Annotated in this window: 13 protein-coding genes; 2 read left to right on the forward strand and 11 right to left on the reverse strand. The window is 37.1% G+C overall.

Annotated features, from left to right (window positions below):
* The first annotated feature begins 7 nt into the window (after positions 1 to 7).
* Both ACLHDG_RS12745 and ACLHDG_RS12750 read left to right on the forward strand, forming a co-directional pair.
* Entirely contained in the window at positions 8 to 1,480 is a 1,473-nt protein-coding gene (locus ACLHDG_RS12745) for an NAD(P)/FAD-dependent oxidoreductase (RefSeq protein ID WP_415406627.1), read from the forward strand.
* A 400-nt stretch (positions 1,481 to 1,880) separates the two neighbouring features.
* Complete coding sequence (locus ACLHDG_RS12750; protein ID WP_415406628.1) at positions 1,881 to 2,705, forward strand: peptide deformylase; 825 nt, start codon at positions 1,881 to 1,883, stop codon at positions 2,703 to 2,705.
* 76 nt (positions 2,706 to 2,781) lie between these two features.
* On the opposite strand, the gene rpsI is transcribed toward ACLHDG_RS12750, so the two are convergent.
* From rpsI to ccoN, 11 genes are all read right to left on the reverse strand, one after another.
* Complete coding sequence (gene rpsI, locus ACLHDG_RS12755) at positions 2,782 to 3,171, reverse strand: 30S ribosomal protein S9 (RefSeq protein ID WP_415406629.1); 390 nt, start codon at positions 3,169 to 3,171, stop codon at positions 2,782 to 2,784.
* Between the two features lie 2 nt (positions 3,172 to 3,173).
* A complete protein-coding gene (gene rplM, locus ACLHDG_RS12760; protein WP_415406630.1) occupies positions 3,174 to 3,599 on the reverse strand; it encodes a 50S ribosomal protein L13 in 426 nt (141 codons plus the stop codon).
* Positions 3,600 to 3,683: 84 nt separating this feature from the next.
* Positions 3,684 to 6,416, reverse strand: a complete 2,733-nt coding sequence (locus ACLHDG_RS12765; protein ID WP_415406631.1) for a RecB-like helicase — start codon at positions 6,414 to 6,416, stop codon at positions 3,684 to 3,686.
* Positions 6,413 to 8,770, reverse strand: a complete 2,358-nt coding sequence (locus ACLHDG_RS12770; RefSeq protein WP_415406632.1) for a PD-(D/E)XK nuclease family protein — start codon at positions 8,768 to 8,770, stop codon at positions 6,413 to 6,415. Before ACLHDG_RS12770 ends, ACLHDG_RS12765 begins: the two co-directional genes overlap by 4 nt.
* 66 nt (positions 8,771 to 8,836) lie before the next feature.
* Positions 8,837 to 9,385 carry a hypothetical protein gene (locus ACLHDG_RS12775; protein ID WP_415406633.1) on the reverse strand — a complete coding sequence of 183 codons (549 nt, stop codon included), beginning with the start codon at positions 9,383 to 9,385 and terminating at the stop codon, positions 8,837 to 8,839.
* Positions 9,372 to 10,001, reverse strand: a complete 630-nt coding sequence (locus ACLHDG_RS12780; protein WP_415406634.1) for a hypothetical protein — start codon at positions 9,999 to 10,001, stop codon at positions 9,372 to 9,374. Before ACLHDG_RS12780 ends, ACLHDG_RS12775 begins: the two co-directional genes overlap by 14 nt.
* Positions 10,002 to 10,123: 122 nt before the next feature.
* Positions 10,124 to 10,354 carry a DUF4006 family protein gene (locus tag ACLHDG_RS12785; protein WP_415406635.1) on the reverse strand — a complete coding sequence of 77 codons (231 nt, stop codon included), beginning with the start codon at positions 10,352 to 10,354 and terminating at the stop codon, positions 10,124 to 10,126.
* 10 nt (positions 10,355 to 10,364) lie between these two features.
* A complete protein-coding gene (locus ACLHDG_RS12790; protein WP_415406636.1) occupies positions 10,365 to 11,252 on the reverse strand; it encodes a c-type cytochrome in 888 nt (295 codons plus the stop codon).
* The gene (locus ACLHDG_RS12795; RefSeq protein ID WP_415406637.1) at positions 11,249 to 11,467 is read right to left on the reverse strand and encodes a cytochrome c oxidase, cbb3-type, CcoQ subunit; all 219 of its coding nucleotides are present in this window, start codon (positions 11,465 to 11,467) and stop codon (positions 11,249 to 11,251) included. The genes ACLHDG_RS12790 and ACLHDG_RS12795 overlap by 4 nt, the downstream gene beginning before the upstream one ends.
* 9 nt (positions 11,468 to 11,476) lie before the next feature.
* A complete protein-coding gene (gene ccoO, locus ACLHDG_RS12800) occupies positions 11,477 to 12,142 on the reverse strand; it encodes a cytochrome-c oxidase, cbb3-type subunit II (RefSeq protein WP_415406638.1) in 666 nt (221 codons plus the stop codon).
* Positions 12,143 to 12,153: 11 nt separating this feature from the next.
* Positions 12,154 to 13,620, reverse strand: a complete 1,467-nt coding sequence (ccoN, locus tag ACLHDG_RS12805; RefSeq protein WP_415406639.1) for a cytochrome-c oxidase, cbb3-type subunit I — start codon at positions 13,618 to 13,620, stop codon at positions 12,154 to 12,156.
* Between the last annotated feature and the right edge of the window lie 204 nt (positions 13,621 to 13,824).

Here is a 13,824-nt window from a genome sequence, read left to right on the forward strand (position 1 = left end):
GAAAGCTATGGCACGATTGATAATTATGGGTGGTGGGGTCTCTGGACACACTGCTGCATCATTTGCAAGAAAATGGCTGGGGAACGAGCACGAAGTAGTGGTTGTTACGCCAAATGCATTATGGAACTGGATTCCATCTAACATCTGGGTAGGTGTAGGTGAAATGTCAAAAGAAGAGGTTACTTTCCCTCTTGCTCCAGTATATGAAAAAGCTGGGATTGACTTTAGACAGGCAAAAGCTGTTTCTATTCATCCGGAAGGAAATGCTGACAGTGATAACGCTTATATCACTATGGAATATACAGGTCAAGGAAAAGAGGGTCAAACTGAAGAGATTACATATGATTACCTCATCAATGCAACAGGACCAAAACTAAACTTCGGTGCAACTCCAGGACTTAGTGACGGGAAAGGCGGACTTGGGGAGCATACTGTTTCTGTATGTACAGCAGACCACGCTATCCATGCTGCTCTTGAGCTTGATGCATGTGTTGAAAAGATGAAAAAAGGCGAAAGACAAGCATTCCTTATCGGTACAGGTCACGGTATGTGTACGTGTCAAGGTGCTGCATTTGAATATATCTTCAACATCGAACATACACTGAAAGAAAAAGGTGTAAGAGATATGGCTGATATCACTTTCATCACGAATGAATCTTTCCTAGGTGACTTCGGTATGGGTGGTATCCACTTCAGTATGGGTGGCTATGCAACTTCAAGTAAAGTATTTGCTGAGTCACTTTATGCTGAAAGAGGTATGGACTGGATCTTGGGTGCTCACGTAAACAACGTTGAAGCAGGTAAAGTAACCTATGAATCACTTGACGGTGAGATGGATGAGCAAGAGTTTGATTTTGCAATGCTTATTCCTCCATTTGCCGGTGTAGGTCTTAAAGCTTTCGCTAAAGATGGTGCTGATATCACAGATACTATCTTCGCACCAAACGGATTTATGAAAGTGGATGCAAAATATGATGCTGGTGCTTATGAGAACTGGAAGGCATCTGACTGGCCAAGAACGCTTCAAAACCCAACATATAATAATATGTTTGCGGTAGGTATTGCTTTTGCACCACCACATACGATCTCTAAACCTATGAGCTCACCAAACGGAACACCGATCAACCCTACACCTCCAAGAACAGGTATGCCTTCAGCAATGATGGGTAAAGCTGTTGCCCAAAGTGTTGTAGATATGATGGCAAATGGTGCTACAGAACCAACACATACCGCGTGTATGGCGGAAATGGGAGCAGCATGTGTTGCTTCAGCTGGTAAAGGTCTTTTTACAGGAACAGCAGCAGCAATGACTGTTTACCCGATCGTTCCTGACTTTGAAAAATATCCAGGTGTAGGTAGAGATATGAACGGAACTACAGGTGAGCTAGGTTTAGCAGCACACTGGGTTAAACATATCCTTCACCATGTCTTTATTTGGAAAGCAAAACTTAAGCCAGGTTGGACTTTAATTCCAGAGTAGATGAGAAGCGTAATGAAAAAGCAAACTGCTTTGCTTTTTTAGCTTCGGAACCATAACGGTTATAGTGAAAGCGAAGCCGTGAAGGCAAAACATAGTAAAATATAATAAAAAAGGAAATTAATATGTCAAAACATTTAAATCATATCGAACCATATAGCCCACAATTTGGTACAATGATGCCAATGGGATTTCAAAAATTCATGAGAACATGCGTACTCTGGCAAATTGTTAGATTTATCGCTATCAACTTTAGAATGACTATGTTGATCATAAAGAGTCACCACTAAGATATCCTTCCCAAGCTCCTGCTTGGGAATACATACAAAAGTTTAATTTTGCAATAACCTTTTCTATATATTCCCTACTTTAGAACAAAACTTCCAATACATAAAGGCACCACATGGTTAAAGAACTCATTCTCTATCCTGATGAACGGATCAACATTGCTTCAGCAGATGTACGACATTTTGATGATGAACTTTTCACACTTATAGATGATATGAAAGATACGATAGAATCTCACAATGCAGAGGGGTTAGCTGCCATACAAATAGCAGTTCCCCGTTCTGTTGTTGTCGTTAAAGATCCCCAAGGAAATTGGCAAGAGTTTATCAATCCACGTGTACTCAAGGTCAAAGGGAAAACCACCTCCCTTGAAACTTCTCTCTATTTACCTAACATAGAAGAAGAGATACCTCGCCACGAAAAGATAAGTTTTGTCTATCAGGATAGAACTGGTGCACAACACTCCATGAGTGCTGAAGGCAAATATGGTTTTTTACTGCAAAGAAAATTTGATTATACTTTTGGTGGCACTTTTGCAAATAAATTAGATAAAAAAAATAGAAAACGTGTTGAGAAAAACCTCTCTATTTCCGGAGCAGCAGGTGAATTTAATGCCAACTCAACTATCTCTAAAAGAGAGTATTTCAAAAGTATGATGTCAAAACTTCTCTTTTTTGAAGGACTGACACTTTTTTCACCACTTTTTGATTTTACTAAAGAGACACTAAGTTCTATGTATAAATATGATATTTTTGCTACGATCGCATCACTGGTTTTAGTTGTTGCCTATTTTGCTTATGCAAAATATGAAGCGAGCAGAGTCATCTCATGTACAGGATGCCAAGTAGTCAGCTTTACGGCTGTTGCTGTAAAATATCTTCTGATTATTGTTATTTTGTTTATAGGGAGTTATTATTTGGTAAATCCAAATATAGGATAGATAAGGTTTTGCAAGAGTAAACTCTTGCAAAAAGGTACCAAGGAAACCTTGGAAAAAAGAAGTCGAAAAGTACCGACTATCTTTTTGAAAACTGCGGAGATCTTCTCGCTTTTTTCTTACCTGGTTTCTTACGCTCAACAACTCTACTATCTCTAGTAAGAAGACCCATTGGCTTAAGAATTGCTCTAAACGATGGTTCAAACTCAACCAACGCTTTAGTGATACCATGCTTAAGAGCATCTGCTTGAGCAGAATAACCACCACCAAGTGTAGTTGCTTTAATATTCATAGAATCTAATTGCTTAGTAAGCTCTAATGGAAGTCTCACTTTCATTTTAAGTGTTTCGTGTCCACCTAACCATTGATCAAGTGTTTTACCGTTGATCAGCATTTCACCGTTACCTGGAGTCATCCAAACTTTAGCGATAGCCGCTTTTCTTTTTCCTGTTGCATAAATAGTTGCCATGCTTACGCTCCCTTATTGATTTGTGCAGTATGTGGGTGTTCAGCACCAGCATATACTTTAAGTTTTTTAAGCATGTGTCTACCAAGAGTAGTCTTTGGAAGCATACCTCTAACAGCCAATCTGAAAAGTTTTTCAGTATGGTTTTCTAACATATCACCAAGTTTTTTACTTTTAGTTGAACCAAAGTAACCTGAGTGAGTGAAATACTCTTTATCTTCAAGTTTAGCACCTGAGAATTTCGCTTTTTCTGCATTGATGATAACTACGTAATCACCACAATCTACATTTGGTGTAAATGATGGTTTATGTTTACCTCTAAGAAGTGTTGCTACTTCAGTTAAGATACGACCAAAAGTTTTACCTTCTGCATCGATCAAAACCCAGTCACGTTGTACGTCAGCAGGTTTAAGAACTGATGTTAATTTCATGTTGAATCCTTGTTAAAATGAGAGCCTTAGCTCTTTTGTGGACGAATAATACCCACTTAACCTTAAAATTTATTTAAATTAAAGTTAATTTAAGGTTAAGAGTTCTATTCCTTCTTCTAAAAGATAAATGATCATCCCTTCCGTTCTTTTTCCTGTGATATTGACTATGGCTTTTTTATAATACCCTACTTGATTTTGATGTTTCAACGCATACTTTTTTGAACTCTTATAATCGACAACTAAACAATGATCATCATACTCTAAAAGTAAATCTATCTGCTTCAACTCTCCTTCAAAACTAAGTGACTGCTCTTTACTTACTTTTGCTCCATTAAGTATTTTCTGAAAATCTTTATTTTTTATCAAATTTTCTATACGCTGTTCTATTTGGTTTATACTATCAACATCCAATTGTTGTCCATAACGATTCTGTAATGAGATCATCGCTGAACGTAAATTCACTTCATCAAAACTACCCAACATCTCTAAAGCATAATGCAAAGCCGTACCAAATAAGATAGCCTCATAGTCTTTCTCTTCATCATCTTCATGGGTTGATACTTCCTGTGTTCCATAGTTAGAAATAACCACAGATGAAGTTTGCTCATGCTCTTCCTGAACGCTCAACGCTGAACACTCAACGCTTAATGAGCCTACGCTCATTGCTCCTATATTTATCTCATCAAAAATAGAATCTTTAGGCTTCTTGATCACTATAAGCCCTTCCACTGCACGCGTCAACGCCACATAAAGTACATTTTTTCTATCTTTAAGCGCTGAAGCCTTTCGCTCCTCCATAATGGAAGCATACTCTGCATCAAAGTTTTCTCTGCCTTTAGTACGATAAAGTATTTTATCTATATACAAATTATCATTATAGTGGTAAATCAGTGCGGCCTTATCACTATTTGGACGCGTGAGCTTATCCAATAAAATGACATACTTAAATTCCAATCCTTTAGAACCATGTATTGTCATGATCTTTGCTCCATGTACAGAGTTGGCTGCCACAGAGATGGACGAACTTTGGAACTCTTCTATAAATGTAGGAATATCAGAAAAACTTGATGCAAACTCTAAAAGTTTCAATATGTTCAAGTCATTATCAAAATATCCAAATTCTCGGACAAGCCTATCAACTACTTGTAGAGGGGACATAAAAGCAGAAAACCAAGTTGTATCTACTTCATACAAAGACCTACCCACTTTTAAAAGTAATGCCTGTGCATCTATCTTCTCACCATAAAAGAGGTAAGATACCATCGCAACCAGTGCTGCAATATGCGGTATATTTTTCAAAGAACTGGAAGTTTTTAGCAGTGTGTGTATCTTCTCAGATTGACAACCTTCCTGTAATGTCTGTCCATCTTTGTTTGTACTAACCAAAAAAGCGATATCATCTACGTTCACACCCAATTCTAAAAGCTTTTTGGCTTGCTGCACTGCATCATCTATAAGCTCTTCTGATTCTAAGACCTCTACATACCCCTCAGCTGCTCCTACTTTACTCTTCTGAGGAACATACCCTTCCATAATAGGCTCAAACCATCGATTGACTTGCTCTACTACATTTTTAGAACTTCTGTAGTTGGTATCCATTTGTTCAATGTTCACAGCATAATTTTCTGCTACTTTATCAAATAGCTCTTCTACCCCACCACGGAAGCGGTAAAGTGACTGCTTGGTGTCACCTACATAAAAGAAAGACTTAAACTCACTCTGTCCATGTCCAGCAAATATCTCATCTATAAGTGGCTTAAGAAGTAAAAACTGCAACGTTGAAGTATCTTGAAACTCATCAAGCAGTATATGTTTGAACTTAGAGTCTATTTTAAAATACAAAAACTCTTTAGAGATACTCTCATGCAAAAGCCTATAAGTAAAATAAGTCAAGTCATCAAAACTAAGTACACCTGAGGTTTTAGCATTGGTGATATTTGCATTTCTGTAATAATCATAGATTTTAAAAAGATTATGCAAAACAATGGACTCTTTTGCTTTTGTCCAAAGTAACAACTCCTTCTTGAGAAATGCATAAAGTCCTTCTATTTCATCATTGGCTACTTTTTTAAACCAAGCATGCTCTCCCAGTGTTTCCTTTTCAAAAAGCCCTTTAGCAAATAACACATTGATACTCTTTGTATCAAACTGCTTCATACAGCGTTCTGCCGCTCCTGCATCACTAAGTGCTTTGATCATCTTTAGTCGTAAGACTTCACAAGCTTCTTCTTGCTTCTCTAAAGAGAATGACAGTTCCTCTTGCTTTGGCAAAAGTGGATCTACTTTGTAAAAGTTCTGCATGAGATCAAAGATCTTTCCAAAACGTTTATCTTCTATATCCATTGCAAGTTTTACAAGAGAAGAGAGTAAACCCTCAGCCTGCACCTCTTCAAGAAAATGTTTCTCCAACTCATCTTCACCTTGCTCTTTAGTCACAAAGTCCGGTTCAAGCCCCAACTCCAAAGAGGCAGAACGCAAAATAGAAGAGAAAAAGCTGTCAAGTGTCACAATGTAAGAACTACTGGCCAAAAACCTGGTCAACACTTCTGGTTGCTTTACCAATAGTTCATTTCGAGAAAGTTCAGTCTCTACACAGATAGCATCTGTAAACGCTCTATTCTCCTCATTCGCCAACCCACGCAAAGAGTCCACTACTCTCTGACGCATTTCAGCTGCTGCCTTATTGGTAAATGTTGCTGCCAATATGCTACTAGGCGATTCACCCATAAAAAGTAAAGAGATATACCGTACAGAAAGTGCAAAGGTTTTACCTGAACCTGCAGAGGCGGAATAGGCTAGAAATGGTTTGAAACTCATAAGTACTCCCCTCTTTCACACATCAAAGTAAACTCACAATATTTACATTTTTGCAGATCCTCACATTTACTTGCTACAAAACTTTTAGTCTGTTTGAGTTCTATAATATGTTCAAACAGCAATTCATTTTTTTCTTCCAATACGGTGATTTCTTCAACCTCTCCATTTTCAAATATCTTTAAAAAAGCAAGGTTGATATTTTGATATTTAGATTTGAGCATTTGCTGGTAAATACTCATTTGAAAGTCTGTCAGTTTCTCTAGATTCTTCGTTTTATTGGCTTCTTTGGTTTGTCCACTTTTATAGTCAAGCACAAGTGTATCTGTAGCATTCTGATCTATGCGATCTATGCGTCCTTTGAAACGTAGTCCTCCTATGTCCCCTTGAAACTCTTTTTCTCTTTCTACTACTTTCCAGTCTGCATTGAAATGTTCTATTTGTGAAGAGACAAAACCTTTTAATTTCTCTTTCCATAGTAATTTTTGGTAGACTATTTTAGCATCATCAAAAGGTAATAATTTATCTAAAAGAATATCTATACCTTTTTTCATCTCTTCTTTGCTGTCATAAGAGTCTTTTTCTCTATGCAAATGGTCTAAGAGACTATGTAAAAATGCACCTTCATTAAGTTCATCATCTGGTTTTGCTTGTATCTTTTGAATGTATCGGTAATAATACTTACGTTTACACTCCAAATACGTTTTGAGTTTTGATGCTGACCATACGATATCATGTGCATTAAACTGTTCAACTACAGGGTCTTTTTCTTCTGTAAGTTGTAAGGGTTGATTATAGAGTAGATTTAATTGTGCTTGGGTTACCACTGTAGTTTCTAACCCTAATTCATAGAGAAACTTTGAGGGTAGTTTGTTGTCAGAGGTACTATAAAGAATAACTGCTTTTTGCGCTTGTTCCAATAGACGTTTATAGTACTGCTTTTGTAAAGCTTCTCTATCATTTTTTGTAGGTAGATTTGCAAAGGCACGTACTGAAGAGTTTAGAAACTGGTCTTTACTTGAAGTTGCAGGAACAATGCCTTCGTTAAAATCTACGATGACCACACCTTCAAAACTTACACCTCTGGTTTCAAGTACACCCATTACGGTAATCATACCGCCTCTGACATCATCTATAGTGATTTTAGAGAGTGCTTTGAGCCATAAGAAGAGCCACTCTTTTTGGCTTAATGCTTGCGTGTCAAATATTTTCAAGAAGTGCAAGTATTTTTCTTGCACATGTGCACTGTATTTCTCTTTTTTCTCTCCACCCTTCAAAGGAGTATCCAACAATTTCAATCTATCAATAAGTGAGAAAAACACTTCTACACTACATTGTTTTGTGGGTGTTAATTTTTCTACCTCTTCAAGATTAAATCCATACCGTTCTAACAAGTATTTACTGTCACTGTCAAAGTTTTGCCAATGTCCATAAAGTGCTTCAAGAGATTTATAGATACGTCCTTTACTATAGTCATAGCCCATTGCAAAGTTTAGATTATTGTGTGTATCGAAAAGGGTAAAGTGTTCTTTAAAACTCTCATCTGGTAAGATAAGGACTATCTCTTCAGGAGCTATACCATCATTTACTATATGCTCTATCTGTGTGAAGGCAAGAGCTATCTGTTCTTCTTTTTCTTCAACTGAATATACCTTAGCATTGATCTTTATATCATTATTCACTGCACTAATCACTTTTTTATCTGTCATAGAAAAACTAACGTGTTTATGATTAGGTAAAACAATTCCCATAGATTCAAACCGTTCTTGCATCTTCATATTAAATTTAGAAGTTGTATAGTGTATAGTCAACTGTGTCTGCTGTGCAACATTTTCTAAAAGTTCTAACTCAAAATGACTCAAATACCCTTCTAAATGTATCTCTATTGTGTCATAAATTTCTAAAAAACCCTCATTAAGTCTGTATGAACTTGGAATAAAAGCTTTATCGGTAAACCCTTGTGCATCAAGAAGGTTTCTATAGTTCTCTAAAAGTCTTTCCAATATTGCCAGATGTGTTTCAAACTCTGCATAGGCATCTGCCTGTGCTAAAATCTCAAAGCTTATCTGCTCTCCTGCCAACTCTTCAAAAAATTTAAATAAGGCATCACTTTTTGTAAAAAAACGTACCAGTTCAAGGTTGAGTTTCAGATCTTCAAGTGCTTGAAAACTTGCTGCTTCTCTTAACAGTAAAATACGCTGTAGGGGGTCTATTTGTATTTTGTTCTCTATAAGTATTGCACGATGCTCAAACTCATCCATACGCATGAGTGCAGGAAGAAATCCATCTTGCTCTTTATGCTGTGAACTTACTGTTCTTAAGGCTCTTGATGTAGGGTATATATGGAGTTGATTCATGGGGGATAGTATAGCATATTATAACCGTAGGTCGGGGTGAGGACACCCTGCCCTACAAATACTTTACTATGGTTTCAAATATGCAGCTGTTTCAGAATAACCTATGGTTTCTCCTACTTTTGCTCTTAACTGTAATGTATATCTACCTGGTTTACTGATGTTAATATCACTAACATGAAATTTACCATTAACAAATGGAATATTTTCAACCAATTTATCTTCTTTCACACTATGTGGTTGTGTCAATAAAAAAGTCACATTAGCATCTTTAATACTAGTACCATCTTTTGCTTCTATAGTATAATTGAATACATTAAGTCCTTGCACCAGTTTTACATTATCCACTTCTTTACGCTTGCTATGAATGTTGTCTTTCATTTCCATAGTCTCTACGTCTTTTATATTGATAGTATAGTGTTTATCAAATGCCTGTTTTCTTTCTATAATTTCATTGATATTCATATCTGCTACCTGATATTTCAACATAAAGTTATTGGACTCTTGCACAGGCATAGAGGAAGCAGACTTCACTGTCCAGTAACTCAATGTAATACCCAAAGCAAGAAAGCCCAATATCATGTGTGGCCAATATGTTTTCTCTTTATTGTTTGCCATTTTTTATCCTCATATATATCGGTCTGAATATAAACATCCAGAATACCAATGCTGCTCCGATCAGAACAATGACTTCCAAAATACCCACAATTAGTCGTGTTTCATTTGGAAGAGTTGTTGTCATCTCAATATCTTTTGATGCAGCTATCTGATCTGCTAGTTCAGAGAACCCCTGTAATACTCCGATATTATGTTTATCTTCTATAGTATTTTTATCTTTAACTGCTATCACATCTATCGTTGCATCCATGACATCACTTTTATCATAAAGTGTTGCTATCTCTTTTGAAGAAGGTATGAGTGCAACTCTCCCTTTTTCACCAGATTTAGTCGTAATCACTGCATTAGGTGCAAATATCAACATTACGTATGGCTTGCTTAGTTTTTCTTCATACTTCTTACTATAAGTCACCAAATTAAACCTCTCAGGGAAATTTTCATTGGTTGCAATAACATATCCGTTTATCCCAGTTTTTGAGAGTAACTCATCTGCCATCTCTTCAATCAGTTTTGAAGCTTCAGGTTTTAAAATGTCATCTTTGAGAATATGTGTTGCATTCAGTAGAAATGGAAGTAACAAAGCAAGCAAGGCGAACCTTACTTTTGCTTTGAACATAAATTATCCTATGAAAAGGTGGTTAGGTGTAAGTACTGCCCATAGTGTATAAGCAGCAAAAATAACCAAAGTCAAGCCTAATACTTTATCCATAATTTTAATCATTATTTATCCTTTATGAATTATTTAGCATCTTGAAATGCAAAATTTGCATTGTCTTTACTATTCGCTTTTACATTATCCAAACTACCTGTAATAGGTGTTGGGTCATAAAAATGAGTTGCTGATTTTTGTTGTACACCAAGACCCCATATAGTCAAAACTACAAGGATGCTTAACAAAAGTACAGTTGCTATCAACATACCTGTTACACCGTGGAGGCCAAAAACGCCTCTGTTTGTATTTTCTGCCATTCTAAGCTCCTTAGTTTACTAATGACTGAATATAAACAGTCAATGCTTTTTCTTGTACTGGTGTGATCATAGTCTTGAATGAAGGCATGGTACCCAATGCACCCTTCTTACCGTTTTGCAATGTATTATGTACTAGTGTAGCATCATATTCTGCAAGATTTGGTGACATTCCAGCCATGCCTTTACCATCTGCACCATGACAACTTGCACATGCAGCAAATGATGCAGGTTGTTCACCCTTCATTCCGCCAGCGATATATGTTGCAATAGCTTCAGCATCTGCACCTTGCGCCATCATAGGTGGCATAGCACCCATTGGGTAACCAAGTTGGTTTGAACCATTCTTGATCACATCTAAGATCTGTGCTTTACCCATTCTACTTGTAAAGTCATGTGCTTTACCTGAAAGACCATCACCTGTAGCACCGTGACATGGTGCACACTGCACTAAGAAGATAGACTCACCCATTTGTTGAAGTGTTGCTGCATCTGCATTTTTATGTACCGCTTCAAACTTTGCATTGTATGCTTTTACTTCCTCATTGTATTGACCGATCTGGCTAAACGCATTTACAGGATATCCTGAGATCATATACCACATCGCCCAAATCGCCGTTCCTAACCATGAGTATGCCCATCCGCTAGGAAGTTCATTTTTATACTCACCGATACCATCCCAGTTCTCATCAGCAAGTTCACCACTTGCCGTATCTGTTTTCATCTGGTTGATATATTTGATAGCTACAGATACTGTAATTACTGCAATAGCTACAGCACCGATCATCGTAATCATATTGATAGGGTCACTCAAATCAATGTTCATCGACTCCACTACATAAATCGTAGCACCGATAAGGATCGCTGCAAAGAGAAGTCCTTTTATCATTAACGCATTCATTTATCTTGCTCCTTTTTTTCACTTGGGGTTACAGAACTAGTATCTATAGGCTTGCTGTCGATCTCATCATCTAAAGCAATATTTCCTAACTTTTCATAGTCCTTTTCACCTTTTTTTTCACTTCTGTAGAGGTATATGATATACCAATACAAAATCACCACTAGAAAAATGGTCATAAAGAAACTTGCATAGCCTTGAAGTTCTCTAATATCCATCTCTTCTCACTACTTCAATCTATTTAAATATGCAATAAGTGCAACTACTTCAGGAATGTTTCCTGCTGCAACTGCTTCTTTAACATCTTTATTTTTCATATCTGCAGTGATAGCTTTTGCATCTGCCAATACTTTAGGCTTATGCGCTTCCCAAGCCGCTTTTGTAGCTTGGAATTCATCACCATATGGTGTTGCAAATACATTTTTTACTGTAACCGCTTCAGCATATGCTGTTTCGATATCAGCAAGATTTGTAAAGTGATGCTTATATGCCGGCATAATTGAACCAGGAACTACATCTGTAGGCTCCCACATGTGGTTTTCATGCCAGTCTGTTGTTCTGTAGTTACCTACACGGTGAAGATCCGGGCCTGTTCTTTTTGAACCCCAAAGGAATGGTCTGTCATAGGCATACTCACCAGAAAGTGAATACTGACCATATCTGTCAGTCTCCGCTTTAAATGGACGGATAAGTTGTGAATGACAAGACAAACAGTTGTCTTTTTTATAGACTTCTTTACCTGCAAGCTCAAGTACAGTATAAGGCTTAAGCCCTACTACCGGTCTTGATGCTTCAGCAAAGTTAGGCAGGATCTCGATAAGACCTGCAAACGCGATAACTATAAATACTCCTACAGAGAAGAAGAATGGATTTTTTTCTAACCAATGAAACATAACCTACCTCCTTATGCCATAGGTGATCTAAACTGTGGTTCTTCAGAAAGCTCTCTAGAAGAAGTCATAGTTTTATACATATTGTAAGCGAACATCAAGAAACCAATAAGGTATAACACTCCTGAAAGTGCTCTGATCGCATAGTAAGGGTGAAGTACTGTAACCGTATCGATGAAACTATACATCAAGTTACCATACTCATCAACTGCTCTCCACATCATACCTTGTGTGATACCTGCGATCCACATAGAAGTAAAGTAAAGAACAACTGCTACTGTCTGAAGCCAGAATTGTGCTTCTAACATTTTTTTAGAATAGATTTCTCTTTTGAACATTCTTGGAGCCATATGGAAAAGTGCAGCCATGATCATAAATACAACCCAACCAAGTACACCATCATGAACGTGTCCAGGGATCCAGTCTGTAAAGTGCGCAATTGCATTTACTGATTTGATCGCTTGAATAGGACCTTCAAGTGTTGAAAGCATATAGAATGTAGATGCAAGTACCATAAATTTGATCAATGGGTTTTCAGTTAACTGGTTCCACTCACCTTTCATAGTAAGGAGCATGTTGATCGCTGAACCCCAAGATGGAAGAATAAGTACTATTGAGAATACTGATCCCATAGTCTGCATCCAATCTGGAACTGTTGACCATAGAAGGTGGTGTGAACCAGCCCAAAGGTAAACGAACATCAATCCCCAGAAAGAGAGAAGTGATAGTTTATAAGAGTAGATCGCTTGACCAGACTCTTTTGGAAGGAAGTAATAGATCATTGCAACGATAGGCACAGTAAATCCAAATGCAACTGCATTGTGGCCATACCACCATTGTACGAGTGCATCATTTGTACCTGAGTACATAGAAACTGAGTGCATGATATTACCAAGTCCGCCAGAAGCGAAGTATGTAGGTACTGACATGTTGTTGAAAAGGTAAAGCATAGCTATACCGAGGAAACATGCGATGTAGTACCACATAGAGATATAAAGTGCTTTTTCTCTTCTAATACCGATAAGACCGAACATTGCTACACCCCAAAGAACCCAAACGATAACAATTACGATATCTATTGGCCATTCGAACTGTGCATACTCTTTCGCTTGAGAATAACCTAACAAAAGTGTTACAACCGCGATAAGTGCTCCTACGAAATAGAGCCAAAAGTGAAATTTAGCAATAAACATGATAAATTTAGACTCTGCCATAGAGACTTTAAGTACTCTTTGTGCTACATAATAGAATGTTGCAAAAACCCCACTCAATGTAAATCCAAATATTACTATATTTGTGTGAAGTGGTCTTAACCTTGAGAATGTTCCATACTCACCAAGTAAGTAGTTCAAGTCTGGAAATGCTAGTTGTGCCGCGATAAGCGTACCGATAATCATACCTAATATACCAAATAAAATTGTTGTAAAAGTAAACAATTTTGCTACGGTATAGTCGTATTCTAATGCTGCGTTTGATTGCATGCATACCCCCTTATAAAAATTCTATGTTGTTGAAAAATGACAAACTTTGACATTATTTGACAACATTCGACTTTTATTATAGGTTTTTTTTTCACATATAGAGCTTAAAATTCTTGGTCTAAAAAAGATTTGTTAACTGAATGTTAATAAAATGAGAGGAATTGTAGCTAATCACCTACTGAACGATAGGTTTAGAGGTTTAAG

Source organism: Sulfurovum iocasae, from assembly GCF_047716765.1.
Lineage (GTDB): Bacteria > Campylobacterota > Campylobacteria > Campylobacterales > Sulfurovaceae > Sulfurovum.

Coding starts and splice junctions, on each gene's coding strand:
- ACLHDG_RS12745 (WP_415406627.1), top strand. CDS start 8: ATGGCACGATTGATAATTATGGGTGGTGGGGTCTCTGGACACACTGCT.
- ACLHDG_RS12750 (WP_415406628.1), top strand. CDS start 1,881: ATGGTTAAAGAACTCATTCTCTATCCTGATGAACGGATCAACATTGCT.
- rpsI (WP_415406629.1), bottom strand. CDS start 3,171: ATGGCAACTATTTATGCAACAGGAAAAAGAAAAGCGGCTATCGCTAAA.
- rplM (WP_415406630.1), bottom strand. CDS start 3,599: ATGAAATTAACATCAGTTCTTAAACCTGCTGACGTACAACGTGACTGG.
- ACLHDG_RS12765 (WP_415406631.1), bottom strand. CDS start 6,416: ATGAGTTTCAAACCATTTCTAGCCTATTCCGCCTCTGCAGGTTCAGGT.
- ACLHDG_RS12770 (WP_415406632.1), bottom strand. CDS start 8,770: ATGAATCAACTCCATATATACCCTACATCAAGAGCCTTAAGAACAGTA.
- ACLHDG_RS12775 (WP_415406633.1), bottom strand. CDS start 9,385: ATGGCAAACAATAAAGAGAAAACATATTGGCCACACATGATATTGGGC.
- ACLHDG_RS12780 (WP_415406634.1), bottom strand. CDS start 10,001: ATGTTCAAAGCAAAAGTAAGGTTCGCCTTGCTTGCTTTGTTACTTCCA.
- ACLHDG_RS12785 (WP_415406635.1), bottom strand. CDS start 10,354: ATGGCAGAAAATACAAACAGAGGCGTTTTTGGCCTCCACGGTGTAACA.
- ACLHDG_RS12790 (WP_415406636.1), bottom strand. CDS start 11,252: ATGAATGCGTTAATGATAAAAGGACTTCTCTTTGCAGCGATCCTTATC.
- ACLHDG_RS12795 (WP_415406637.1), bottom strand. CDS start 11,467: ATGGATATTAGAGAACTTCAAGGCTATGCAAGTTTCTTTATGACCATT.
- ccoO (WP_415406638.1), bottom strand. CDS start 12,142: ATGTTTCATTGGTTAGAAAAAAATCCATTCTTCTTCTCTGTAGGAGTA.
- ccoN (WP_415406639.1), bottom strand. CDS start 13,620: ATGCAATCAAACGCAGCATTAGAATACGACTATACCGTAGCAAAATTG.